Annotated in this window: 17 protein-coding genes and 2 pseudogenes; 9 read left to right on the top strand and 10 right to left on the bottom strand. The window is 58.4% G+C overall.

Translation table 11 applies throughout. From position 1 onward, the window contains the following. Positions 1–81 precede the first annotated feature (81 nt). From AKN84_RS14165 to AKN84_RS14155, 3 genes and pseudogenes are all read left to right on the top strand, one after another. Entirely contained in the window at positions 82–1,089 is a 1,008-nt protein-coding gene (locus AKN84_RS14165) for a branched-chain amino acid ABC transporter substrate-binding protein (RefSeq protein WP_244485094.1), read from the top strand. 883 nt (positions 1,090–1,972) lie between these two features. After that, positions 1,973–2,230: pseudogene (locus tag AKN84_RS14160) on the top strand (transposase); the annotation flags it as partial. A gap of 164 nt (positions 2,231–2,394) precedes the next feature. Next, on the top strand, positions 2,395–3,423 hold the full coding sequence (locus tag AKN84_RS14155; RefSeq protein WP_050421371.1) for an LLM class flavin-dependent oxidoreductase: 1,029 nt from the start codon (positions 2,395–2,397) through the stop codon (positions 3,421–3,423). A gap of 430 nt (positions 3,424–3,853) precedes the next feature. On the opposite strand, the gene AKN84_RS14150 is transcribed toward AKN84_RS14155, so the two are convergent. Beyond that, positions 3,854–4,177, bottom strand: a complete 324-nt coding sequence (locus AKN84_RS14150; protein WP_050421311.1) for a hypothetical protein — start codon at positions 4,175–4,177, stop codon at positions 3,854–3,856. Between the two features lie 474 nt (positions 4,178–4,651). Between AKN84_RS14150 and AKN84_RS14145 the strand changes: the two genes are divergently transcribed. The 3 genes from AKN84_RS14145 (at position 4,652) to AKN84_RS14135 (ending at position 7,836) form a co-directional block, all read left to right on the top strand. Continuing rightward, positions 4,652–4,999, top strand: coding sequence for a NolY (locus AKN84_RS14145; protein ID WP_244485093.1), 348 nt, complete (start codon positions 4,652–4,654; stop codon positions 4,997–4,999). Between the two features lie 997 nt (positions 5,000–5,996). Beyond that, a complete protein-coding gene (locus AKN84_RS14140) occupies positions 5,997–6,242 on the top strand; it encodes a hypothetical protein (RefSeq protein WP_050421370.1) in 246 nt (81 codons plus the stop codon). Between the two features lie 871 nt (positions 6,243–7,113). After that, positions 7,114–7,836: an outer membrane protein gene (locus AKN84_RS14135; RefSeq protein ID WP_050421309.1), complete on the top strand. Its 723-nt coding sequence runs from the start codon at positions 7,114–7,116 to the stop codon at positions 7,834–7,836. A gap of 322 nt (positions 7,837–8,158) precedes the next feature. Here AKN84_RS14135 and AKN84_RS14130 read toward each other — a convergent pair whose 3' ends face one another. Then, positions 8,159–8,884 (bottom strand): LuxR family transcriptional regulator, encoded by a 726-nt coding sequence (locus AKN84_RS14130; protein WP_050421369.1) that lies wholly within the window; start codon positions 8,882–8,884, stop codon positions 8,159–8,161. A 118-nt stretch (positions 8,885–9,002) separates the two neighbouring features. After that, positions 9,003–9,137, bottom strand: a complete 135-nt coding sequence (locus tag AKN84_RS49965; RefSeq protein WP_283805515.1) for a hypothetical protein — start codon at positions 9,135–9,137, stop codon at positions 9,003–9,005. A 1,107-nt stretch (positions 9,138–10,244) separates the two neighbouring features. Here AKN84_RS49965 and AKN84_RS14125 point away from each other — a divergent pair. After that, positions 10,245–10,961 (top strand): sulfite exporter TauE/SafE family protein, encoded by a 717-nt coding sequence (locus AKN84_RS14125; protein WP_050421308.1) that lies wholly within the window; start codon positions 10,245–10,247, stop codon positions 10,959–10,961. 961 nt (positions 10,962–11,922) lie between these two features. On the opposite strand, the gene AKN84_RS14120 is transcribed toward AKN84_RS14125, so the two are convergent. Continuing rightward, positions 11,923–13,236 carry a DUF2130 domain-containing protein gene (locus AKN84_RS14120; protein ID WP_050421307.1) on the bottom strand — a complete coding sequence of 438 codons (1,314 nt, stop codon included), beginning with the start codon at positions 13,234–13,236 and terminating at the stop codon, positions 11,923–11,925. Between the two features lie 496 nt (positions 13,237–13,732). Between AKN84_RS14120 and hemN the strand changes: the two genes are divergently transcribed. Further along, entirely contained in the window at positions 13,733–15,067 is a 1,335-nt protein-coding gene (gene hemN / locus AKN84_RS14115; RefSeq protein WP_050421306.1) for an oxygen-independent coproporphyrinogen III oxidase, read from the top strand. A 612-nt stretch (positions 15,068–15,679) separates the two neighbouring features. On the opposite strand, the gene AKN84_RS14105 is transcribed toward hemN, so the two are convergent. Then, a complete protein-coding gene (locus AKN84_RS14105; protein WP_050421304.1) occupies positions 15,680–16,198 on the bottom strand; it encodes a hypothetical protein in 519 nt (172 codons plus the stop codon). A 1,051-nt stretch (positions 16,199–17,249) separates the two neighbouring features. Here AKN84_RS14105 and AKN84_RS45255 point away from each other — a divergent pair. Continuing rightward, a complete protein-coding gene (locus tag AKN84_RS45255) occupies positions 17,250–18,839 on the top strand; it encodes a carbohydrate porin (RefSeq protein WP_128970779.1) in 1,590 nt (529 codons plus the stop codon). An 841-nt stretch (positions 18,840–19,680) separates the two neighbouring features. Here AKN84_RS45255 and AKN84_RS14090 read toward each other — a convergent pair. From AKN84_RS14090 to AKN84_RS47315, 5 genes and pseudogenes are all read right to left on the bottom strand, one after another. Next, positions 19,681–21,459 carry a hypothetical protein gene (locus AKN84_RS14090; protein WP_244485092.1) on the bottom strand — a complete coding sequence of 593 codons (1,779 nt, stop codon included), beginning with the start codon at positions 21,457–21,459 and terminating at the stop codon, positions 19,681–19,683. Between the two features lie 1,074 nt (positions 21,460–22,533). Continuing rightward, positions 22,534–23,130: pseudogene (locus tag AKN84_RS50675) on the bottom strand (DUF6088 family protein). Between the two features lie 21 nt (positions 23,131–23,151). Beyond that, on the bottom strand, positions 23,152–23,859 hold the full coding sequence (locus tag AKN84_RS48975) for an NEL-type E3 ubiquitin ligase domain-containing protein (protein WP_244485090.1): 708 nt from the start codon (positions 23,857–23,859) through the stop codon (positions 23,152–23,154). Between the two features lie 29 nt (positions 23,860–23,888). After that, positions 23,889–24,899 (bottom strand): leucine-rich repeat domain-containing protein, encoded by a 1,011-nt coding sequence (locus AKN84_RS48970; RefSeq protein ID WP_244485089.1) that lies wholly within the window; start codon positions 24,897–24,899, stop codon positions 23,889–23,891. A 553-nt stretch (positions 24,900–25,452) separates the two neighbouring features. Continuing rightward, the gene (locus AKN84_RS47315) at positions 25,453–25,620 is read right to left on the bottom strand and encodes a hypothetical protein (RefSeq protein ID WP_157863297.1); all 168 of its coding nucleotides are present in this window, start codon (positions 25,618–25,620) and stop codon (positions 25,453–25,455) included. Between the last annotated feature and the right edge of the window lie 45 nt (positions 25,621–25,665).

The following is a 25,665-nucleotide window of genomic DNA, read 5'->3' as shown; positions in this document are numbered from 1 at the left end:
GCTGCAGGTGCAGCCTTCCTTTTCTGTGCCCTCGCCTCGACTGCGCGGGCTTCGGACGTTCATATTGCCGTGGCCGGCCCAATGAGCGGAAGCAGCGCGGCGTTCGGCGCGCAGATGCGCAACGGCGCCGCCGCGGCTGTCGAGGCGTTGAACGCTTCGGGCCTGCTTCCCGACACCAAGGTGATACTGAGTGTCGCTGATGACGCCTGCGACCCGAAGCAAGCGGTCGCCGTTGCAAATAAGCTCGCAATGGCTCAGGTGCGTCTGGTCGTCGGTCATTTTTGCTCGTCTTCGTCCATCCCAGCCTCCGACGTCTATGCCGAAGCAGGTATCATCCAATTATCACCTGGTTCGACAAATCCTCAGCTAACGGAACGCAACATCCAGACCGTGTTTCGGATCTGCGGCCGCGACGACCAGCAGGGCACCGTTGCGGCTGAATACATTCACCGACATTACCATAGCGACAAGATCGCAGTGCTCGACGACAAGAGCACCGCCGGCAACGGTATCGCCGACGCGGTTGAGGCACAGCTTCAGGGATTCGGCGAACACGTCATTCGGCAGAGCTATATAGCCGGTGAAAAGGATTATACGGCGCTGATCTCTAGATTGAAGAAGGACGGGGTACGCCTCGCCTATATCGGCGGTTATCACACCGAGATTGGGCTGATCATCCGTCAGGCATCAGAAGCAGAGGCCGGCCTTACCGTCATGGCCAACGACCCGTTGATGACCTCCGAATTCTGGGGCATCACCAGCAGCGCGGGAAACGGCACGCTATTTACGTTCATGCCCGACATAGCAACGAATGCCAATGCGGCCGACGCCGTGGCCAAACTCAAGGCTTCCGAGTTGTCGTCCGAAGGCTACACACTTTACGCCTATGCCGCAGTTCAGGCGTGGGCAGAGGCGGTGAAGCGGGCCGGTTCCCTCAATGCTGCGCGGGTCGCAACCGAACTCCGTTCACGACCGATCGAAACAGCCGTTGGTCCGGTCAGGTTCAATACCAAGGGAGACAATGCAGGCCCAGGCTTTGTGGTTTACCGCTGGCTCGACGGGCGTGTTGAAGTGCTCGACCAGAACTGATCGACGCGATCCACAGCCGTTCTCCGCCAACCCAGCCACGACACAGATGATGAAACGACATCAGGACCTTGCTGCCGTTATACTCGCGAGCTCTCTTGTGCTCGCGGCTTTCGGAGCGCTTATCGCCCTCGCTGCAGCGCTCGCAGAATTACCAGACGTCGACGTAGAGGAGGAGCTACGTCCGATGGTAGACAAATAGCATTCCGATTAAGGCCAGTTCTTGCGACGCTTCACTGTCAGATATCCACAACAGTCTGATCGGGAATGCCGCGCAGTTCCGGCCGTTCCGCTCAAGCGACAACAGCCATGACAACCAAACCGCCACGGCAATCTCTCCGCCGACCGCGCATGCTGACAAATGCAACTGTACTTCGCAACTTCCGGCTACCTCACATTGCGCGAAACGCGATTGCTATCCAATCGCTGTTTCGCCAGCGCGTTCCCCGTCAATTCTGCCAGCGCCTCGACCGCTCCCAAGCGACTTACGTCAGACTTAAGGTCGTTGCGAACGCGATCCCACCACCGGCCAGTTTGATGCGACACCGCTCGTTGTGAAGCGAATTGTCGATAACAACCTCACATTGATTCCGGCAGCCGGCAATTCAGGCATGGCGCCTCGACAATCGGGCAGAGTTACAACATTGACATCGACATGACTTCGATCAGCTCTCCTATCGGACTGCCCATCCCTGGACGTTGTTCTACTTTCGGGCACAGCCGCCGATCCATTTGGCATGAAGGATGGAACGCGCCAACTGACATCGCGGATACTCGGAATATTTACTGCGTGTTTTGAGCCAAGCTTCGTAAGGGCGCCAGATGATGTCACATTGCATATTGTCTGCACTTCGAGTGCAAGTGCTGTGCAAAACGGAACGGACAGATGAAACGACCGAGATTCACAGAAGAGCAAATTATCGCGATACTGAACGAGCATGGGGCTGGTGCGAAACCGGCTGATCTAGCTCACAGACACAAGCTCTCTGAAGCGACGATCTACGACTGGAAGGCCAAGTTCGGCGGCATGGACGTTTCGGCCGCCAAGCGGTTGAACGCGCTGGAAGAGGAAAACGCGAAGCTAAAGAAGCTTCTGGTCGAGCACATGCTTGGCGTGGATGCACTTCGCGAACTCCTATCAAAGTAGTCGCAACCAATATGCAGGTTCTCACGCCCACGCTGCATGGCGCAAGCCCAGAGCGTTAGCTCCCGCAGAATAGCCAGATCAGCCAAGTGATGCGCGCCACGTCTTTGAGGCCGAAGGCACAAAGCAACCAGGACTCCCATTCCAGAATCGGAGATGATCGAGTGAAAAGCGGCCTTCCCTCAAGACTGACATGCGCAATCTTTGACCACTTGGACGACGACGGTCGCGATATTGCGCGACAGTATGAAGATCGTCTCAAGCTGGCGGAGGCGTGTGATTCTCTGGGCTTTTACGCTTATCACCTGGCGGAGCACCACTGCACCCCTCATGGCAGAGGGCCCTCGCCGAACCTGTTTCTAGCAAGTCTTGCGCAGCGCACCCGCAGGCTTCGCTTTGGTCCGCTTGTTCTGTTGCTCAACCTCTATCATCCATTGCGCGTGTTCGAAGAGATCTGCATGCTTGATCAATTGAGCGGCGGCAGGCTCGAACTCGGTATCGGTCGCGGCTCCCAGCCGATCGAATGGGGCTATTTCGGCATCAGCGCAGGCGCGGCGCCAAGCCGCTATATGGAAGCCAGCGAAATCTTAAATGTTGCGCTGAAGGGCGATACGTTATCCTACCAAGGAAGCCATTTTGAGCTGAACAGTGTACCCTTAACTTTGAGGCCTCATCAGCGACCTTATCCACCGACCTGGATCGCCAGCAATCGGACCGAATCAGCGGAATGGGCCGCGGCAAATGGTGCAAATCTGGCGTGTGTCGGCCCCGCCTCTGCTGTCCGAAGCATTACGGATGCTTTTCGTTGCCGTCGAGCGCGCTGCACAGCCGCGGACGATCGAGAGCCATTCCTGGGGTTGGCTCGTATGATCGTGATTGCGAGATCTGACGGAGACGCTCATGCGGCTGCCGAAACCGCTTATGGACAATGGTTGGATAGCTTTAAGTTCCTTTACGAGCTAAACGCCACTCCGACACCGCCGACCCTGCCGCTGTCGTTCGATGCAGCGCTGGAGAGCCAATTGTGCGTCGTCGGAACGCCAGCTTCCGCCCGACAGCAGCTTCTTAACCAGATGGAAGAGGCAGGTACCAACTACCTACTCTGCCAGCTTGCATTCGGGAGCCTTCCGCTCGACATTTCACTATACACCGCGAGCGCGATCAGAGCCGAAGTCATCGATAGCTTTGGCTGACAATGTCTATTCAACTTCGCTACTGCGGGATGCCCGGCCCCTTCTTGGCATGCCGTACGTGCCCATTGGCATACGATCAAGGCGTTCTTTCTTGCTCGACGGGAGATCCCACACTCATAAGGATATAGGCGCGACCTCAAGCATCACTTTGCGGGCCGCGCAGCCGATGTCGTCGGCAGCGACATGACATGTTGAATAGCGTTGGCATGACAAAGTGGCTCAACCCGCGGGCTTGTCTTATGCGTCGTCCAGAGCAGGTCAAGGATAGTCGCGAGCGCTATCCGTGGACTGGATGCATCCCATCAAAACTTTCGATTTTACGGATTTCAGCCAAATGCACCATAGTCGCTCACCGATTTCCGGAAAGCACCTTTGACGAAGCTCGTGTGACCATGGACCCCCTTTGCTTTCTGCCAAGTCGCAGGCCGGCTCAAGCCTTTCGCGCCAACATCACCAACGATATCCCTCGACCTTTGAAACCGCGCCACCAGCGGTCCAGCTTCAGCCGGATGGCTCGCCGAACCGTATGGCCCTCATTCGAAGTAGCCGACAGCAATTTCGTCATCCTGAAGGCGTCCCCGAAGATTAGGTGCTTCTCACGCGCATTGGCCGGGTTGCATGCGTGCGTCGCATAGAAGCCAGGCAGCCGCACCGGCTCTTGCGCCAGCCTCGGCAAGGCTTGTCGGCCTGACCAGGTGGACAACCCCGTTACTTTCGCGATGTTGCGATTCTCAAGCAATGCGACGTCAGCCATCTGACCTCCTTAAACACAAAAAGGACGCGCTGGTATCAGCGGCGCGTACTGACGTCGATTTCGGCGACGCCAAAGGCCATGCGACAACACTAGCCGCCCACTTACGCCCTTTGATCGCGGGGTTCTCATGCCGCCCATCCGCTCCACGCTGTTTGGTGGGTTCCGCCTATGCCAACGGCGTTCCTGCGAGGTCCGCTAGCTTGGAGTACGCCGGCTCGATAGCTCAATCAAAGACGGGCGTTCTACCACGCAGCGCACAGCGCTCTATAGCGACTATACCTCGTTCAGGTCTTTCTGCGAGACCAGCCTGTCCCTTTCTTTGGTTGCACATGCGCGAGTCGTCTTGTGCAGCGGAAATTCCGTCACGCACCGCATCGGCTGCCTCGCAAACCGGAACGCACACAAAAACTACATGTCAATCTCGTCTAATTAATCTGGAGCAACACTGTGGAACTTGACCCTTCGAATTCACGCATGCAGGACCTTGAGGATCGCATCGACCTACAACTCGATATCGTGGCAACTCTCGTACGCGAAGGAAGCAACGAGCTCGAGGCAGTCCAGCTGCTCAACGCACTCACGAACGAAATGATATCAGCGGAACTGGAGCTCGGCCAGCTCGGCGATACGAGCACCGGTGGCCATCCTGGCGGCGGGCGAGCAGCGCGAATGAGACGGGACCATGGCGTTTACAATCCAGAAGAGCTTCAAATCTTGGGGCGCCTTCTCGATCAGGCAGTGGCCGCCTTACCGCCTGCACTGCGCACTCCGGCCAACCAGATGCGGATTGCCAGATTGATTCTGGCACGTGCGGCGGGCTGAGGGCCGCTTTGCTCCTCTGCGATTGACGGCCGCTCAGTGAAAGCTTCATCGCTGGGCTGACCGTGGCTGTGCTCTCCTGTCCACGGATAAGGCCGCTTCGAGACCGCGGCTCACCGCTAGGTGAGTGAGCCGCTTCCACGTGCTGATCATTTCGCTTCGAGGAGCGAGACATTCATCCGATTTCCGCAGGACGGCACCTCAAACGTTTGATCATGGTATGTTACACGTTCGCAGTTTACTCCAGGGCAGATAGGGGGACGCACGATCCGAGATATTTGTGCGAGGCACCGCACGGTTGAGCGCGCCTTCCGATATTCGGATCTTGGCAGCATAAGCTAGCTCCCTGATCGCGGCCGCATTGTTCTAACGTTGCGGGCCACCTGATATTTCGTCGCCAGAACGAGCTCCTGGCAGACCAACGCAATTGTCGCGATAGCTTGTCTCGTTTCTTTGGTGCGCCCCATCCGGATTAGAATCGTATCGCAAACGAGGTGGCGTGCGCAGGAACCCGCGGATGCGGCCAGGCTGTTGACGCATGTCGGGAAGCACGCGAACGGATTGTCGAGAACGAGCCACACAGCTGGACGCGACATAAAGAGCGCATACGACATAACCCAGAACACTTCTTAGCCTTGACAGTTTGGAAGCTAGCGAATGGCCTGCACCGTAAGACGGCTGTAGTTCGACTGACTCTTGGGAGTGTGGGCCCGGCGAACGGCGAAGGGCGAACGGCGGGCAACAAGATGCGCGGCGCAAAGAGGCAAATGTCAACGCAGGGTCTCTTCAGCCAATTCAGAATCGTGCGACTTGCGCTGGCACTTCGACATTCGGTCATCCGGACTTCAACAAACGGCACTATAAAGGTCGCTGTATCCGCGAGCAGATCGACACACATTTTGGCTGTGGCTCCGACTTCTTGCCGCTCAAGACAGGCGGCAGCTCGTCGGCACGCTTCGGACGAACTTTTACCTTGCGCCAGGAGTCGAGGAGTTTTGAGATGGATCAGGTCATATCCGGCCAGGTGCAACCGCCAGAGGCTATCGTAAGCATCGCATTTGAAAAAGCGTGGCGCTTTGTCGAGAAGGACCCAGTTCTGGCGCATCATCTCAAGACGTTCCTTCACCACCGCTTGCGAGCATTACTGGAGTGCTCGATCAGGACCGGCGAACGGAATACTCTGCATCTGGCAAACGAAGCGATACGCAATTTACGAGCGGAGCTGGCGTCGCCGAGCAAACAGTAGAGGTTCGTCCCTCCAGCTGGCCGGTACCCTTGTTATCGGCAGGAACAGGACGGTATCGTCAACTCCCGAAGGGGCAGGTTGTGGTCGATCTTAGTTTTCTCTGCTCATCTTTTACACCGACGACTGCGTCCGGGAGCCCTGCTTGTGCAGCTCTCGTGGTCCCCACACCAGTAGGATAGAAACGGGAGCACACCGGCAACGAAGGCGCGACAAGCACGCGCTGTCCCGACGTGACACAATGCGCACCGTATCTGGCAGCTTGGCATGCCTCTCGGCAATTTCGATGCGGGCTTCATCCGGCGCGGTGACCAACATTCTGCGGCAGATGATCTTGGCGGCGCACCAGCTCGATTGGCTTTCCTGTCGCGGCAAGAGCAGTTACAGCGCGCCAGACACCGCTCCGGATCTTCAGGATGGCCGAATTTCGATCGATCAATGCCTCTGATGGGTCATTTCCGACGTTACCACAATCTTAAGTCGCCACACGACTCCTGACTCAAGATAAATTCAACTCTCATCCCGATAAGGACGCCTTCATCTGTGCGGCTCATGACGAAACCCGCTGAACGACGCGCAGCCGGATGTATCGCCAGGAAGCTGGTTGTGGCGGTGCTTCAGCCATGCGCTCGCAGCATTGCGTCGCACAGTGCCATCACGATCGCATCGCCTTGAGGTAAAGGCGCCACGAGGCGCCCTATCAATGTCGCTGCATTTTTCGTCGAGGCGTCGCAAGTTAGGCGCTTCACAACCTGACGCACCGTGCGTTTCGACCCATTTCTTGCGGAGGAATGTTGTGGCTCGGTTACAGCAATTCGCAATCATGTTGTTAAGACGCACGGCGCCGGGGGGCATCAAAAGGAATGACACTGGAATGAAGAATTTGCTGATTCTGACCGCAAGCATCGCACTCGGCGCTGCAGCTCCCGCATTCGGCGCGGACCTCGCCGGGCAGCCTGTCAACATCAAGGCCCCCCCATTTCCGGTCGTAGCCCCGATCAACGACTGGAGCGGCTACTATATCGGTCTCAATGGCGGCTGGGGATCGAGTCACAATTGCTGGGATTTCAACGGCGGTACTTCCGAGGGCTGCCATAATTCGACCGGCGGCACCGTCGGCGGCCAGATCGGCTATCGCTGGCAAATCTTCAAAACGGTGTACGGCATCGAAGGTCAGGGAAACTGGGCCGACTTCAGCGGCTCCAATGTCAGCAGTGCCTTCCCAGCGGACACCATTGGCACCAAGACAGATGCATTTGGATTGCTCACGGGCCACGTCGGCTACGCGTTCAATGCCGTGCTGCTTTACGCCAAGGGCGGTGCGGCGGTGACCAGCAACACCTATCACGTCAACTCAGCGGCCAATGGCACCGAGCTTGGCAGGAATAACGATGTGCGCTGGGGTGGCGCGCTCGGCGCTGGCGCCGAAGTCAGCCTGACGCCGAACTGGTCGGTTGGCCTCGAGTATGATCACTTGTTCATGCAGGGCAGCAACGTAAGCTTCCCCACGGCCGTTGGCTTCGATCGCGTTCACCAGGACATCGATCTTGTCACGGCGCGGCTCAACTACAGGTTCGGTCCGACGTGGGCAAAATAGCGACCCCCGCGCGCGTCGCGTTAATCGAGAGCCCCGACCAACGGTCGGGGCTCTTTCTCAAAACGCACCAGCCGGCGGCGGCACCGGCTCGAGCTCGTTTAAGCTTAGATCACTCGCTGGCGGAGCAAACCCAGGCGCCATCCGTGGTCACCTAGCCAGTCGGCGTGACATGCGCCACCGAACTCCAGAACCTCACGCAACTTTAGATTGGCCGTCGCCTGTCTCAACCAAGTACTGCTTGAAGAATGGCATGAGCCTGCCAGAGCTTGGCGTCAATGGCTTAGCCGATCAGTCCGTCACATCCTTGCAGTGAGTACCTCACTCAAAGAATATTGAGGCGAATGGCGATAGCTGTCGCCTGGATCCGGGTGGTCGCACCCAGCTTTCGCATCGCATTCTTGATATGAAAATTGACCGTATTAACGCTGATTCCTAGGATCTTCCCAATTTCCCAGGACGATTTCCCCTCTGCCACCCACCGCATGCAACTGATCTCCCGTTGCGACAATGCAATTTGTTTCCCGCAGCCGCCACTAGAGGGTCGAGCAATCTCGCCATAGGCGCTGTGAAAGAGCGAAGCCAGGGCACTGAGATGACCGATGCGATTCTGAGGATCAGCATCGTCGGACGGAGATGCAAAGGACACCACAGATACTTGGCCCAACGGGCCAAATAGAGGCACGCTCATGCCATGCTTCAGCCCGGCCTCCCTAGCCTCATCCAATACGCGTCTCTCGTCCGGTCGAAGCTGATAATGGTCAGCGAGTTGGTCCCACAGAAACGGACGCGAATGCATCGGCGTCCGCCGGACCACCGGATCGATGGTGTGGTACTTGCGTTTGAAGTATCGATCGCACCAGGCTGGCGGCCAATTCAAAGCGACAGTCGGCGGTGGATACTCAGCCAACCGAAGCGGCTCGACGAAGTTGAGGGCTCCGTATGCAACTTCACTGAATCCTTCCTCGGTGGCACGGTTTACAAGAAGATCGAACAACGCTCTCAGCGAATGCGTCTTGTTTGCGCACTCGGTGAAGCTAAAAAGATCCACAATGGGCGCTTCGGCACGCCGGTCCGGCTCGCCATCGCTGCGTTCGCTTGCGTTCGTTTCAGGCGGATCCAAATTCCGTTCCATGAGCTTAACTCGCGAGGCTGGAGCGCGCGCTGCGTCAGACGCCATTCCCGAATTTGTCGCCTTCCGCCAACTGCGGCGCGATAATTGTCCTGTCATGCGCCGGGGCCCGGCCGCTATCCTCGTCGGACACCGGACGGCACGCCACGACCGAAGCGTCGTCGAATTCCATCCGATTGATTTCGCTCGCCGATGACCAGCAGGCCAAGCAGGCGATTACCGCATTGTCGTTCGTGTCGATGGTCTGTGCCCTCGATGCTGCCCCAATGCTGAATCGCGTTTGATAGGGCGGCCATGGCAAACCCGATGACCCTTGATATCCAGCTGGCGAACCAACCAGCTATGAATGACAAGATCGTCTCTCGCCAAGGAGCGACTGTGCTGCCCGAAAGACGCCTGGCTTTGCCTCAAGATCGAGCACGATGATATCTTGAACGTTGAGCTTCGCGATTCGCGCGAAATGGAGCACGTTGGCCAACTTGACGGCGTCGGGATCGACCTACGCAGTTCCGACATCGGCTTTCTGCTTCCTCCTGACGGAAGGGTCATATTTTCTTCGCCATCCTGCGAATTGCTGTCGCGGATTCTTCGCGGATCCTCCGTCCTTCGACGGCGTCGGAAACGCGATCGGCGACCAAAACGGAAGAGCCGAGCCAGCAGGTGACCGCGTGATATAACGGCCCCTCGCCTGATCAGGGGCTTTAGAGAGGTCCAGCGCACCTGAATTGAAGGCACAGATGATCCGCGTGCCAGGCGCGCAACGGGAGATACGCGTCGAAACGAGACCTGCCGGCTGCAGAGGACGCCTTGCATGCGCATCTCCATAAGGGAGAGGACCCAGCAGCGGATCAGCAAGTGTTGTACCAACAGGGGACTTCTCCGAATCAATCCTCGAAACAAGAAATTCAAGACAAGAGCCCGGTTCGGCGCACGCGCGCTTGGAGCAATGGCGACATCTGGAGGAAACGCGACAGCGCCACTTGCGCAACGCTCCCGCGGCCTGGAAAGAGTGCCGCTCGGCGCGCCGCCGCCCAAAGCGCCTTTCAAACAGCCAGGCGCTGGCGTACCACTTTCACATCCTGGTCAAGTACCAAGGCTGGCAATTGAAGAAGCCGACCCACAAATGGCAATCGTCTAGCAACCTTAGCCGGTGCCAAGTGCGGCGCGCGGCCTCCGATTAAGCGCTCGCTTGGACTTCTTCCCTCGTGGAAAGACAAATTCGAACTCCGTGGAGCTAGGCGCAAGGCAGGCGAAGGACTTTTCGCAGGGTAGATGAAGTATGCTTTCTCTGTTCTTCGCGATTATTTCGCTGCTCTATGCAATGGTTGGTCAGGCGGGTGGAACCGCGTTCCTAGCTCTCATGGCGTTTTCCGGCTTGCCTTCTACAGAGATGCGCCCGACGGCGCTTGGCCTCAACATTGTTGTCGCGAGTTATTCCACGTGGTTCTTAAACCGCAACAAAGTCATCGACTGGATAACGCTCCGGCCGCTTCTATTGTCATCAATGCCGGCAGCACTTGCCGGCAGCTTGCTGGTGCTCGGGGAGCACGTTTACAGGACGTTGACCGGTCTTGTCCTCCTTTTGGCGAGCGCTGTGATGATTGTTCGGCGTGGGAGCGTTGCCCATCGTGTTTGCGAAACTCCGCTCTGGGGGAGCGTAAGCATTGGGGCGGTCATCGGGTTGGTTTCTGGTCTGACCGGCGTGGGCGGCGGAGTATTCCTGGCGCCCGCGCTCATGACATTGAACTGGGCGTCAGCCAGGCAAGTCACCCTGCTGTCGCCTCCGTTCATCCTAGCGAACTCCACAGTGGGCTTCGTCGGAGTTCTTTTCACAGGCCAGCTTCCGTGTTCGGATTCGGCCATTTACGCAATCGCTGCACTAGGAGGAGCCGTCGCAGGAACGGTTGTCGGCCTGAAATGGCTGAGCCAAACAGCTATCAGGTTGATGCTCGTGGCGGTTCTTCTCATTGCCGGCGTGCAGTTGGTTCGCACCTAAATGCTGTTCGATCTGCCTTTGCTGGGGGCTTTCGTTGCGATCATCAGGGCTCATGACAACAGCCGGAACGGTTCCAAAACGAACGACCTAATGCCCTGAAGCAGAACAGATGCGTATCGTCGGACCTGGACGTGCCAGCGAGCGCGGAGGGTGACAATGCCCGCTCTTTGCGATTCCGGCACAGCCTGCAGCCTGGTTGGGAATTGGTGAACTCGCAGCGCTCACAATGGCGGGACCGAATTAAAGCGCCCCGACGCACCTGCCGGGGTTGGAAGTGCGCCGGGGCAGCCCCAACATCATCAGTACATCCGTGACGATGCTTGGCGCAATGAGACAAGCGGCGTGGCGGAATTGAGGCTCATCCACACTTATGACGTGGAGTGCAAAATGTTTTTCACGCCGGTTCGACGGCTATTGAAACTCACGCTGCGTCACGTTGTACGATCTCGCACCCTGAGTTTCATCAACCGGGACTCCTTGTCTGAAAATCCCAGCCAGAAGAGCTTTCTGCTCGATGCATCTTCGCGGAGGCACCGCGCCAAATTCTTTCCCGGTCCTCGTTCGCGCGTACCATTCTATCCTGCACGACTAGGCAACTCGGAACACTGTATCGCATCCGAAAGTAATTCCCTCCCAAGTCGCGGAAACCATGGCAAATGGGCTCAAATCCCGTCTGCGCAAGTTGAACAGGCGTGACTGACAAGGATGCGGCAGATTGTGTAGCTTCAATCGCAGGCATGACCGCGGCGAGAAGCGGCGACTATCGCTCCTCGACGAGCCCTTCTGCCGCAAGAAAACAACATCGACGCCGAGACCCGTTGGCGCTTTCTCTACCATTACGTGCAAGCATGTGGCAAAGGAGCTATTGCGCAAGCCCAGCGGCGGTAGCACGCCCACCTGTCAGTTCGAACGGGGTGCGGGAAATCAAGCTGAAAGAAGCTCAACTCCGCGTCGCTTTTGATTATGAAGCTTTGCGCTCCGGTTGGGCCGAGCATTCCAGCAGCGGCGCATCGAGGCTCGGGATTTCCGGCATCGCCTTGCCGGCGATCGCCTGAAGGTCACCGACCATGCCAACGGTAGATTCGATGACAGAGAGGATCTGCGTCTCGCGCTTGGCCCATTGTCGGCCCATGAACTTGCGCTCCTTGTCGAGATCTTCTCGCATGTCGTTGAATTTTTCAACGACAGCTTCTACCCGCTGGCGGAACCTGGTGCCGGTCAGATACCGGTACACCTGCTCCATTTTGGTTTGCTGGCCTTGCTGCACCAGGCGCGAACTGCTCAAATCAATCAGCCCCTGACGGAGCGCGATCGCGACCGCAACAGCACAGCGGGGATGAGCAACCCATATTCCGTCGATCAGATCGAAAAATTCGACGTGCTTCGGCAGCGCCTGTGAAATGATGAGGGCCACATCTGCGCCACACCGCCTTTGGTCGTCGCGCAGTTTCCCGAGCCAGCCGTCGCTCCATGCCTTCGTACGCTTGGATTCCCAAAGGATGAGGCCCGCAGGATGACCGATTGAACCGTTGACCTGCTGGACGACGTCCGCACCCAGCTCTCCCTTGCCGATCGGCTCGATTGTATCAGTGGGAAAACGGCTGCGAAGCAGCTCTTCGAGCTCGAGCTCAAGCACTTCGCCCTGGGATTGCTGCGAGCCCTGCTCAGCCTTGCGCTTCAACTCTTCGATCGTCCGCGCCATGGATTCGATCGTTTGATCCTTCTCGAGCACTCGAAAGCGGGCGGCTTCGTCCGCTTCCTGCCTGGCTTTGGCCCGGATCTCCGCGATTGAGGCCTGCACGCGCTTTTCGATGGTCAGATCGAGTTCACGTTTCTCTTCGTCAAGGGCACGTTGCCTGCGGATCAGTTCGGCCTGCGCCTGCTGCGCCTCAGCAAGTTTGGCATTGTTGGCCTCCAGGCTTTGACGAAGCTCGGCCGCTTCGGCAGCTTTTGCCAGCAGCTCGGCCGCCGCGGCCTGCCGAGCCTTCTTCGCTTCCATGGCGACGAGTTCGGTGCGCTCGGCCGCCAGGCGCGCGGCCACCTGATCCTCGATCTGTTCGCGTTGTCTCGCCAGTTGCTCCTGCTCATGGCGCAAGGCCTCGGCCTTGCGGGCGACCTCGGCATCCTTGTCCGCCAATTGTCGTTGAAAACGTCGGCGAGTTTCCTCGATCAGGGGAGCAGCAAGAGATTCGGTGAGGTGAATCTCATGATTGCAGTTCGGGCAATGGAGAATAGGCTGATGCGCGGCGCCCGCCGCGGGTGCTTTCAGGTTCATGAGCCCTCCTGGCCGATTGGCCCTGTGCTGCCGGCCCAGCGTGGCGCGGACTACCAATCGGATTTAGCGTGATTTCCTGACTCGATCGAACGCCTGGGGCATCCACATCAGCTTTTCCACCGAAAACACCTTGAAAGGCTGAGGCCGACTGGTTCGCCGCCGGCAACGCCTTGGATCCTGTCTTTGTCGCAAGAGCCCCTGCGTTGGAGAATGCAGACGCAATGTGCGCTCCGATGAATGATTGTTCCTGCGCGCAATGATTGGGCGGATCGAGCTCGGGCGGCCGAGCTCATGTGAGCCATTTGTTCTCTTACCGGGTGCAAATGATGGCTGGAGCCTGACTTTCTCACCGCTCCCAGTTCGCAGGCTGTCCTGGCAGCTACATCGAAGAAGGGTCTCGAGCTTCAGGATCAGGGCAGTGCTTTTTGACTTAACGCAAAGACAGAGCAGAGGATATCCATCAGCCTGATAGCGTATCAGCGCGGAAAGGTAAGCGTTGCAGACCTCACTCCTGAACAAGTATTGCGATGCTCGCCTGCCCTGGTACACCATCTACCCAACGGTAGCGGATTTCTCTGCTGCGGTCGGCGCCACGACCTGTGAGGCGTGGTTGCGGCGGCTGCCGCCAGACGAATCCGTATCGCTCTACCTTCACGTTCCGTTCTGCCGGTCGATCTGCTGGTATTGCGGCTTCCCAACAAGCCTCACTCACAGCGAGCGGCCGATTCGCAATTACCTGCTGACGGTATGTGAGGAAATTCGTCTGGTCACAGAGCAAACGCCTCACGGTCTTCCAGTGAGCGACCTGCATTTTGGCGGCGGCACGCCGACTACCATCCCACCGGCCGATTTCTTGGCTCTGATGGAGCTTTTGCGCCGCTGCTTCGCGTTCAGCAAATCGACCGCGCTCGCCGTCGAGATCGACCCCCGCGCGTTCACGGCCGAGATGGCGGAAACCTTGGGAGTAGCGGGCGTCAGCCGCGCGAGCGTCGGCGTACAAAGCTTCGATCCCGTAGTTCAAAGGGCGGTCAACCGTCTCCAAAGCGAAGCGCAGGTCGCCTTTGTCGTCGAACGCCTTCGCCAGCATGGAATAAGCCGTATCAATTTCGACCTGCTCTTCGGATTGCCGCATCAGACCGTGCAATCCTGCGTGAACTCAACGCAGACGGCTTTGACCATGCGGCCCGACCGCCTTGCGGTGTTCGGCTATGCCCATGTTCCCTCCTACATGAAACGTCAGCGCCAGATCGACGAGGCGGCGCTGCCCGACAATGTTGCGCGCGCCGAGCAAGCTGTAGCCATGGCAGATACGCTGGTCTCCGCCGGATATCGCCAAATCGGGCTCGACCATTTCGCCCTCCCGGACGACGAACTCGCGCACGCGCAGAAAACCGGCCGGCTGCGCCGCAACTCGCTGGGCTATTCGGCCGATACGTGTAACACAGTGATCGGCTTTGGTCCGTCAGCCATCGGCCGTCTGCGCGATGGTTACGTGCAGAACGAGACGGCAACCAGTTCCTATACCCGACGGATTAGTGCTGGCCATCTGGCAACCTCAAAGGGCCACTGCCTCACCGCCGAAGATCGCCTTCGGGCCGCAATCATCGAGCGGCTGATGTGCGACTTGCAGGCTGATGTGGCGGCAATCTGCGCCGCCCACGGATTTGATCCAATTCCTTTTCTTGATTCAGCCGACCGTCTGGAAACGCTTGCCGAAGACGGGATACTGGACATCCAACAGGGTTTTATCCGGGTCAAGCAGAAGCACCGTTTTGTCATTCGCGCTGTTGCTGCCGCGTTCGACGCTCACCTCGACCGCACACCCTATTAACAAGCGACGCATGTGAGCAGATCCACAATATCAACGCGAATGGCCAAGGAGCAATCGGCGGAGCGCCTGTGGCAGCCAGGCGAGATAGTCATTATGAGGCGTAGCAATCAATTCCAAACTGAGGCCGCAAACTGGAGTCGCCCCCTTGTCGGCACTACCTCAAGCGACGAGTATGATATTCTTCCTAGAGAAATGGTCCTGTTGTGGAGCTTCACGGCTCCTGTCTAGGCCTACTGGAAGCGGCACCCCGTGTTGACGAGAGACGCAGATTGCGCGGTTCTGCGGAGCCCTTCAGTAATACATCGGCCTCATCTTGTGCGGATCTCGAAGAGGCATCCGAGCGCGATGACCATCACTTCAGACAGTGCGTCAACTGGCAATGATCTGATTACAATCACTTGTCCCGCGGATTTGCCGTTCAGGACCGGTACGCGAAACGCACTCTGCCCACCTGGCAATAATACCTTTAAATGTCGTTGGCGAGGAAGCGAACCTGGCCTCCGGAAAGCCCGGCGCCGTCGCGGCCCTTAGGTCTGCAAGCGGCATCGCAAATGCGGGTGCAAACCGTGGGCGCGGTTGGGGTTATGGCCAAGCCTGTAGCCGATCGAGACATCAAGGTGCGCTTGCCGTAGGTGCTGCGATCACTGGCGCGCCTCCAACGGAAACAGGTCCTTGTGGTGTGGATTGCCCAAGCCGTTTCTTGGCTCGGCTCGAAGCCGCTTGGGCCGATGGTGGGGCAGAAATGGAGGGCGTAGAAGCGACAGGCATTGAATTCCGCAGCGACTCGATCTGCGCAGTCAGCACGCTGATCTGATCCAGGATCCCCTTGAGGTCGTTCCGCGCGGCATCGATCCTGCGGTTCAGTTCTGCGATCTCATCGCTAGCCTTCAGCTGTGCCCACTTTATCTCGGACAAGGAAGCTTTGTCATCAAGTGACGACCTCATGATTGAAGCGACTTGGTGAGTTTCCGGCGTCACGACAAACTCCCCGAGGTCAGCCCAAAACCAGGCGCCAGCAGCACTGGAACCGACGAGGACAAGGAGAAGCACCAAAACCCGGACAATGCGTCGAGACCGCCCTCGCAACAGCGGTTGGAAATCCGAAGCGACCGCATCGTCAATCATCAACATCGCCCCTCCAGCATTCTTCTTTCGGCCGGCTCGCTTCGTCGATCCGAGCGCTTGCGGTGTTCGCGCGCTCCAGCGATCTCGACTGCCGATAATGTCATACTTCGCGGACCTTCTCGGCCGCTCGCCCATCTGCTCCCTGCGAAGCGCCCGTGTGCCCAATCGAGTGGCCTTGTGCCGGGCTCCTGTATCATAGCGCTGGCGGCGAACATCGGTTCTCGTCTTCGCAGCCGATCGTGCAGTATTTTGCCCTCATTCATAACAACCTTTCTGATCTCCCTTTCTTGGTGCCTCCCGAATGCAAACCGCAACTCGTTTCCTCAAGCGTGCTTGACTAGAGCCGCCTGACGCGCAGCTTTACTCAAGACGGGCCGCTTAAGAGCGACGGCTGAGCCGCAATCCCTCATTCGGAGGGCAGTTATTGCGCATGATCAACTACCAATCTCAGCAGGTTGATCGAGATCACGGGCACATGCCAAGCGGGACCAACGAAGGCCGCGCAAGTGAAGGACCCGCAATGCAAGACAGATTTGGACGCCCCAACTATTTCAATGGAGCTAGTTGCTCGCCCGCCGCCACCAAAGTGGTTCGAAGGTTGTTTCGTCCATTCACCTGGGACGTCCATGACGGGCGTCGTCGTGCGATCTGCGAGCGCATACATTCCAGAGCCGGCGGGTCCCATATCCTGTCGATTGTCTGGCCCAACGACATCACAAAACGCCATGAGCCCATGCGTCGTGGCTCACGAGATTTACTTGCTGGCGCCTGCCACATCGTCAGTGAAGGATTCTTCCAGCAAGGCCCCCCAACGCCAGCCCACTCTGTCGCACGGCGAGCAGCGAGGCTATTGTCAGAAGGTGAGACCGAGGGTCTCAGCCTTTCGCCACACCAAGGCGCGCTGCTCTTTTTCGGCGCCCCGGCCTGATGCGCAAGTGAATCGCGGAGCAGCTCATCTGCTCCCTCCTCGGGAGCGAAAATGTTGAGATGCCACTCTCGGCCAATCAGGCCGGAGTTCTTAGCAATCATGACTGGCTGACACGGATCTGAAGAGCGCATGCGTGATTGGTTTCTTGCGGCGACATCGTTTCGAACGTCTTCGGCCGCCTTGGCATCTGCTTTCACGTTTCGGCCTACCGGCAAACGATATAGACGTGCTGTCGCAGTTTCGCTGGCGGCTTGCCTGTTCGGCAACTCCGCGCTGGCACAAACCGGTGACGAGTTCGATTCCGGAAACGACACTGTGGATCAGGCCAGCAAAAGAAGACAAGCTTCCATTCCGGCGACAAAGTCGCGGACCGGTGTGATACGTCAAGTAGTCCAGCCTCCGCATCCACGGTCAGCGGCACGTGCCGACATGCCTGCCGAAAGGCGCAACTATGTGGATAGATCTGCTCATACGCGAACGCAAAAACCAATCGCTCCCTTCGCCAGGTACGACAATCTGCGTGAAAAAGGATTGTGGCTCGCGATACCTGGTCCTGCAGATACGATTGATCAGGAGAATGGCGGCGTTAGGTCCGCGCTGGCTGATGTCGGCATTGGTTATATCGGCTGGACACACAACACGTTTGTAGACAATCAGCTGCCAAATGCAGCGAGAAGTCCAATCGCAAACCAGCTTTACATGGGCCAGAACCCGACCTTCGCTTCGGCGAACTTCTTGATCGTCACGTACGATATCAGCCGATTTGGCATTCCCGATGGCCAGATTGTCGTCGGAGCCGAGCAGCAATACTGGACGTGGGATCGCCCGGGGCCTGACAGAGTGGGGCTCAACACGCTCGCCTATTACCAGACTTTTCTCGACAGGAAGCTCGAACTCAAATTTGGTTACCTGAGAAACCAGAATGAGTTTACCGGCACATTGTTCGGAGGGATGACCGGATCGAACATGTTCGCCTTGATCCAGGCAGGGGTAAGCACCAATGCTGCGCCCACGCCGGCGGTCAACCTGAAGTACAATTTTGATGATCGTTTTTACAACAAGATTTCAGTGCAGCGTTCGATCAGCCCGGATGGTCCCTATGCCGAGATAAGGGAGAATCCCGCAGGCGTGGACTGGAGCACGGCCAATGCGGGCACGCTTCTCATCGATGAAATCGGCTACAGGAGCAAGGCCGCTCCTGGATCGCCCGACACATGGCTGCGGGCCGGCGCTGGTTTCAACACCAGCCGCTACAAGAATTTGGCGGACCCGGATCAACAGCGAGTGAGCGGCAACAATTTCCATTACATCGCTGCGGACCGGCAATTCTGGCAAACTGATGCCGTCAGGTCGCCGTCTCGCGGACTCTATGGCGGATTCTCTATCATGGGAGCTCCGCCTGACCTCAACAGGATCAGCCAGTATTACGAGCTTCGTCTTTACACGAAAGGGCCGTTTGATTGTCGCCCCCAGGATCTGATTGCACTTGTCGCCAGCAACACGACCTGGAGCAAATTCGCCGTGGATGCGGCCTTGGCTAAAGGTCAGCTTGCGCATCGCGATACCCTAGCGATCACGGGCACATATACTGCCCATCTCGCTCCGGGTATCTATGCAAGCGCCGGACTGTCATACATCCACAACCCGACAAGCGTCACGCATACGCTTCAGACGGAGCACGCCCTCAATCTGCTGGTGTCTACGCTGGTATTCTTCTGATTATGGCAAGCGTCGTTCTGCTGTAACTTCGCGTGCCCCTGGGCCGGAACTCTGCGATCTGCTTGCAGGATCGGTCCTGCATCTGCGTTTGATGAGCCGGTTACACCGGATGTAAAGCGGACACCAGCTGTAAGTGATCACGCAAAATGGACGTCGTTAGGTCTGTAGGGACGATCGAGGGGATTATCGAGAAGAGGCCGATACCGAACGCCGTCATTTGCGAGCTTGTCCGCGCGAATAACTGCCCACCACGGAACCTTAACCACGTCAGGTTTTCGAAAGCTTGCCCGACCAGGCAGACCTGCTCAGGTGATCATGGAGGAGAGGTTAGCGTGGACCCGCAAGATTTTGCCCCGTCTAACCGCTTGGCCGCAGGTGCAGCACGACGTCTCGCAAGAGCCGCAGACGAGCCAAGCCGGACAAGAAGGCTTTGAGCAGCACTTGGCTGAGACAAGGCAGTCCGAACCTGCGTCCGTCGGCGCTGGAGGCTCCTATCCCCATCTATCTGCTGAAGACCGCGACCTTATCGACAGGGCTATTGCTCAATATAAGGCTCAGAAGGACTACAACCGAACACGGTCAAGCTTTATACTCAGGCACTTTGTCGACTGGCGAATGATCTCCGCCGCCGTGGCCAAACGACTGACCTAAGGAACCACCAGTCTCTGGTTATTCACCTAGATACTTACTTTCCGAAAGACGCCCTCATGAAGACAGGCGTACTCACGCCTCACCTCTGCGATCTGCATCAATTGGGCGCATGGCCGGTCAATCGCCGCGTGATGGAACGCCTTGCGCGAGCTGCCCGACGAGCATCTGGAATTGCAGCCAACTTGTTTCTTCACCGAGGTTCGGGATAGACGCGAACGCGCTGGCGTCCTTCGCTTTCCACCAGCTCGCCCCTGTAAGGCATCCCGCGGATCTCGAAATAGGTCGGCCGGCGGGGACCGGGCATGATGCGCTCGCCTTCCAAAACGCGCACGAGGTAAGCCGGCAGGAACCGCTCCCTATGCTCCCAGCCGCCCCGGATCAGATAGCCAAGATCGACTGCGCCTTCCCCGGGTCGTCTTGCGCTTACGATTGGCGGTGGGCGATGCAGCGGCCGGGATGGCCCGGCTTCGTTCATCCCGCCAACCCGCGGGTGATGGATCAGGCGAATATCCCTGCGACCGCCCGGTCCAAATGTCGCCGAATAGCGCTCCCCATTAATCGCAAATTGACTTGGCCCGAACTGGTTTGGCAGCAGATTGATGTTGCCCAACACATCGATCAACACGTCTGACGCCGCCTGGGAACCGTGGCGCCAATCCACCCCAACGATCGCTCCTATATCCCGCGGCTCCGAAGGGGCCCCCGGTGGGCCCGCGAACGACGAAGCGGCCGCTAATTCAGGTGCTGGCGCAGAGCGCGCATCGTCGCGCAAGTCGTGCGGTGTGGGTGGATCCAGATCAACGAAGGACTCGAGACCGCCGTAGATGTTTGACGATCGAGGCCTCACGGACGAAGGCGATGCAGGTTCTTGCATCTGTTGCCCAAGCCATGCCCAAGCTCCCTGGCTCGGGGTGGCAGGAAGCTCGAATGGCGGATGAGCCTGCGCGGCCCAGTGCGGCGCTGGCATTGGTGAGGCGGGCCCGTGGATCTGCTCACCAAGCCACCCCCAGGCCCCAGCGCTCGGCGTGGCTGGCGTTGCGGGAAGCTCCTGTGGCGAATGGGCCTGCCGAGCAGCTTCCGCAGAAGGTTGACCTAGGTCCTCAGGAGGCGGCAATCCCAATGCCCTGTTCGCCTCGAGGATTTGCTGGTAGAGTCCAAGCCTGAGCAGATCAGCGTTGATCTTGCTGTCCTTGGTTTCTTGCTTGTATTCCTCGACGTCTTGAGCGAGCCCAGGGGTAGACAGTCGGTCAGCGATCGGCTGTCTGTCGTGCGTCTGCAGCCACTCACTCAGTCTGAACATGCGGCGAGTTTGCCTATCGATCGTCTTGGGATCGATCCTGCCGGTTGCCTTTTCCGCCGCCGCCCACATGCGGATGAAGCTTGCGTCCTCAGCACGAGGGGCCAGTCGGCGGACATCGGCCGCCAAGGTGTTTCCGGCGCCGACTTCACGAAGCTTCTTCAGGGCCGCCTTGATGCGCCTGCCGCGGTCCTTTGCGTAGGCGTCGACGTCCTCGTCGAGCTCCGCTTCCAGCTGGTGGTTTTCCACATCGGGATTTTCCAGCTGCGCATTCTCCAGTTCGCGGCGAATTCGATCGGCAATCGAGGGCCTGCCGGCGTCGCTCAGGCGCGCGCTCAAATGGCGCAAATCGGCTGCCGCGTTCTTGATCGTGCCGTCGCTGAGATTACCCGCCGCCCTGTTTCGGAAATCCTCAATGAGCTCCTCATCGGCCCGAGAGACCCCACGCGTCCGGCCCGGCTGCCTGGCGTGATCAATTCGTAGATTCGTCGAAATGACGTCAGATTGCCCCGCGTCTCGCGACGACTTTCCGCTGCTGCTCCCGCCAAGGGCCTTGCCAAGTCCCGACTTGAAGCGTGACCATAATCCGCGGCTTTTTCCGCTCTTGGCCGACGCGGCAGACTCTGCGTCCGGAAAGCTGTAACGTGTGCTGTTGAACAGATCATCTCGCAAACTAGACTGCGGCACTTGCGACGAAGCGGGAAGCTGAAAGCTGGGAATGTCTACGCTCCGGCGCGTGCCGCCTAGCGCACTCTCCCTAGAAGTGGAGCGCGGCGGCGCCCGCATCGAACCGCCGAAATCGTCCCTCCGCACTGCTCGACCACCTGCTGCGGGAGGCCGATCAGGCGAAGTCGAATTCCTTTGATCAGACGGAACGAGGGTCAAGTCCTGCAGCCGCCCTTCAAAGTCACCCTGCTCGCTTGGGCTACCCGCTCGCTGCCCAGTCCGCCCCTGAAGGGCGGCGTACTCGCGCATCCAGGCTCCTGAATCGAAGAATGGGTCGACCGGATCCATCCTGCTCTCCTCATGTTTGCATGGACCCTGCAACGATCCGCACTTCCTGGATTACGGCCAGCTAGCAGTTCGTTCAGCAAGGGTCAGATTATCTGATTGTTGTAGCCGCAACCTTTCCAAAAGCTGACGAGATCAGGATATTGCTGCGCGCAACACCGGCTTCGTATCGTCACCCGCCTGACGACAGGACGGGGTCGCTCCAGTTTTGCCGAACCTCTTCGCCGGCCGAGAATTGGTCGACGGATATAACAATGATCGCCTGTCGATCGTGCGCCGAATTCAAACATCACGGCCGGGCTCACACAGCCTCTACCAGTCTCCGACAGATAATACGTGACGAGTATCTTGTCGTCCTTGGCATCAACTTTGGCGCTGAGCTTGTCCTGTTGCAGGCGCTCATTGATGACGCACAACGTCTTTTCCTCGACGCAGACCGGGAGGCATTCTCGCGCGTTGAAGTTCCACTTTGCTTCACTGCGATTCTGAGGGACCGAATCATCCTAGCCTGTTTCACCAGTCCGGAGCCATTGTTCGAATGCTGTATGTGAGATCCACGTCGTCCGGAAAACGGCGGACTTCGCCGAATGCCCTTCGAAGGGGACGTTCCGCCCTTGAAGACGAGATGCTATCGCCAGTGGCAACGAGTGCGTTCAGGTTCAAACGATCCAAATATTTTTCTCCAGAGGATATGCAGGCCGTCCTCGCAACAGTAACGCCGAGCTCCTCTCGGGATCAGATAGGTTTAAGATTTATCCAGCCCACAGTTCGCGGATTAGGCCTTGCAAGCCAAGTCGGCAATGAAGATTCGGTAGACTTCGCTCACTTCAATCGGGCCCAGTTTTTGCCTGAGGAACCGTAAGGCTTCCCGTGCAGTACCGAGACCGCCCCACTGGAGCGCGCCCGGACGACCTCACCTGCACGACGGCTTGGCCATCGTAAGCTGCCGACGCGGTGCATGCTTGAACTCCACGACTTGCTTGCCAAGATGGAGCTCGCAAGCACCCGAAGTCAAATAGACCAGCCGAACAGTTAGCTGCCTCGTCAAACCGAGCTTGTTGGCTGCGGCAGCGTCTTCGGAACTGATGATTTCACCGCTGCGCGCCTTGGTCTCCTCAACAGCTTTTCGACCGACGGAGCTCTCGTCCCATAGCGGATTTCGGCCGGACCTAGATACACTCTCGCCTCGCGCGCGGAATTTTTGCCGCTCGGCAAGACCGAAGGGCCAAGATCGACGGCAGCGCACTTTCCAAGGTGCAAAAGCACGTCCGCAGCGATGGGCGAGGCTTCACGATCGATCCTTACGTACCGCCGCAGAGCAATGATAAACAGCTCTGCGGCGGGTTGGGAGCCTCATAGTTCGAAGCCACGCTGTGCGAGCACACGGTCCATGACCTCGCGTTTGATCTCGCCTGCGATCTCGTTTCGGACTTGCGCTCCGAGCACCCGCTCGGCATCCGCGTCGCCCAGCAGACCATGCTCGGCCAGTCGCTGACCGAGGCGGCTTTGAAACTCCTGGCCCATGGCTTCGAGCACCCGGTCTTGCATCGCGGCATGTTCGTCCGGAGCGATGCGCTTGAGCACCGTCTCCCAGGGTTGCCAGCGGCTTGCCATGAAGTCGGTGAACTCGCTTGCTTCGCGCTTCCGGACCAGGTCCAGCGCCTTCGTCGCATCATCCTCGCTTACGTGAGAGACCGCCAAGAAGCGCATGTCAGGGGCGACGTGACTAAGCTCCAACGGCTCGCGCAGCCGATGTTGATAGGCCAGGTAGACTTCGACGTCGTCTACGTTCGGGTTGCCGCTAGCAAGCGATTTGACCCTGTCGCGCGCGATGTCGTCCAGCGCCTCCACGCGAAACGCGAGACGGCCGCACTGGATCAGCTCGCCAAGCCGGTTGTCATATAGCCCGGTCTTAACGTCAGCGGTGATGCGCGCCGTCTGCGTACCGTTCCAGTGCAACGTAACACGATCCTCGCAGCTGGTGTTAGCCTCGGAAGCCTGTGCAAAGTACTGCTCGCGCAATCCCGCATTGGCGGCCGCCTGCCGCAGATCATCAGCCACTTGCTGCCGAAACGCGTCATTGCCGTAGTTTACAGTGCTCGTAGCCTCTCCAGGAACTGTGCGTAGTCCTGGGCGCCGGGCTCATCCGCGAAGTGCTGCCATTCGGCCAGCGCGACCGGATCGTCTGCGAGCCAGTGTGCGGCAGCCTCATGCAGGGAATGCTGTGCAAGCTGCGGTAGCGCTTCAGCCGCCGCCAGATAAGCGAGAACGGCGTCCGGCAGCGGGTTATCCCCGAACTCGAGGCTCTCCATATGCGGGTAGTAGAGGCTATTCATCGGTATAAGAGCCTCTAGAAGACCTTCAGGCAGGCTGGTCAGCCGGTTACCGCTGACATTGAGCGATTGGAGTGTGCTCGGAAGTGGTTCAGGCAGGTTGGCCAATTGATTGCTGCTCACATTGAGTTCAATGAGCCGCGACGGGAGGGACTCGGGCAGATCGGTCAACTGATTGCCACCGAGCGCGAGCGAGGTGAGCCCGCTCGGGAGAGCGTCCGGCAGGCTGGTTAGCTGGTTGTCGTTCGCGTTCAGGATCTCGAGTCCGACCGGAAGATTTACCGGCAGGCTGGTCAATCTATTGTCGGCGACCTCCAGCTCAGAGAGGGTCGCCGGAAGATCGTCCGGCAAACTGGTCAAGCGGTTATGGCTGATGAGAAGACGCTGGAGGGCGGGTGGGAACATGGCGGGCAGGCTGCTTAGCTCGTTGTGCCTGGCGCGCAGTTCCAGCAACCTTGGCGGCAGGGCGCTGGGCAGAGTGGTCAGCGAGAGCCACGATAAGTCGAGCGAGCGCGAGCCTGTGTTCTCCGTATTCCTGATTCGTGTGCGCCCCTGCCGCCGATTCTCAGCTTCGCCCTGCCCCTCTTCGACAACCCAATTGTCCAGCATCTGCGCGCGCGCGGAAGCCGCGGTCCGATAGCCCGTCACGGTTTCGACCAAATTCGCCACGGCGCGGTTGAAGCCGCCGAGGTAGCTTTCCTGGTCCGCCCCTTCGGAAAGCCCCGAGGAAGAACCTGCATTCCACTGTGCCTGCCCCGCGTCCATCATTTCTCCATTCCAGAATCAAGAATACCGCCTGCTTCTCAAGCTTGCGAAGCAGGCGGTTGCACAGCGCGAATGTCACTCGATAACCGCTATACGTGCGCTGCGTCCCCGTCCGACTTAAGTAGGCACGGGTTCACACAAGCCCTAGCCCCAAGAAGGGTGCGCAAAATCCTGGCCTATCGATTGTGCGCAAATTTCGAGAGAAAATTAGCATTTAATGCCCCGTAAGACTCCGGATACAATCGCGCTGACATGCATATGTGATCGACCTTCGCCTCTGACGAGGAAAGGGACTGATGGGTATCGCGTTCAGATCGACTAGAAGGTCACTTGGCTTATCGAGGCTCAGTGGTGCTTGGTGATAGCCTAGTCTAGCTTCGGCTAGCGGAGCGCGCAATCTCCTATTCGTTACCGCTGATGGCCAACACCGACACCGCGCTATTCTTGCGAGTGCGGCCACATGCCTCCATGCCGAGCACGCGCGCCCAGGAGAGCATTCAGCCGGATGGCTCGGGTGAGTTCGATAGCTACCGCGATGGACGAGGACAAAGCAATGTCACAGGGCTTGTCGCCTTACCGACTTTGCGTCTCTATCGTCCAATCCCTTGGTGCCAATCGACCAGGAGATGCTCTCCCCGCCGACCTCACCGCTGAACAAATGCCCGCGCGCCCGCTTCAGCACCGGCCGCCAGGACGTCGGTGCGAGCTCGTTCAGCGTCGACATACGCCGGTATCCAAGCCCCTCAGCCAAATCAGGCCGATTTCAACG

Origin of the sequence: Bradyrhizobium tropiciagri (genome assembly GCF_001189845.1) — a bacterium.
Lineage (GTDB): Bacteria > Pseudomonadota > Alphaproteobacteria > Rhizobiales > Xanthobacteraceae > Bradyrhizobium > Bradyrhizobium tropiciagri.
This window is presented reverse-complemented; position numbering and strand designations above follow the sequence as displayed.

Bases quoted from the DNA above. Each gene is read 5' to 3' on its own strand.
- AKN84_RS14145 (WP_244485093.1), top strand. From the start codon at position 4,652: ATGCAGGACCTTGAGGATCGCATCGACCTACAACTCGATATCGTGGCA.
- AKN84_RS48970 (WP_244485089.1), bottom strand. From the start codon at position 24,899: ATGATGGACGCGGGGCAGGCACAGTGGAATGCAGGTTCTTCCTCGGGG.
- AKN84_RS14150 (WP_050421311.1), bottom strand. From the start codon at position 4,177: ATGGCTGACGTCGCATTGCTTGAGAATCGCAACATCGCGAAAGTAACG.
- AKN84_RS49965 (WP_283805515.1), bottom strand. From the start codon at position 9,137: ATGGAATTCGACGACGCTTCGGTCGTGGCGTGCCGTCCGGTGTCCGAC.
- AKN84_RS47315 (WP_157863297.1), bottom strand. From the start codon at position 25,620: ATGTCGACGCTGAACGAGCTCGCACCGACGTCCTGGCGGCCGGTGCTG.
- AKN84_RS14105 (WP_050421304.1), bottom strand. From the start codon at position 16,198: ATGTTGATGATTGACGATGCGGTCGCTTCGGATTTCCAACCGCTGTTG.
- AKN84_RS14135 (WP_050421309.1), top strand. From the start codon at position 7,114: ATGAAGAATTTGCTGATTCTGACCGCAAGCATCGCACTCGGCGCTGCA.
- AKN84_RS45255 (WP_128970779.1), top strand. From the start codon at position 17,250: ATGCGTGATTGGTTTCTTGCGGCGACATCGTTTCGAACGTCTTCGGCC.
- AKN84_RS14165 (WP_244485094.1), top strand. From the start codon at position 82: ATGAGCGGAAGCAGCGCGGCGTTCGGCGCGCAGATGCGCAACGGCGCC.
- AKN84_RS14140 (WP_050421370.1), top strand. From the start codon at position 5,997: ATGGATCAGGTCATATCCGGCCAGGTGCAACCGCCAGAGGCTATCGTA.
- AKN84_RS14120 (WP_050421307.1), bottom strand. From the start codon at position 13,236: ATGAACCTGAAAGCACCCGCGGCGGGCGCCGCGCATCAGCCTATTCTC.
- AKN84_RS14125 (WP_050421308.1), top strand. From the start codon at position 10,245: ATGCTTTCTCTGTTCTTCGCGATTATTTCGCTGCTCTATGCAATGGTT.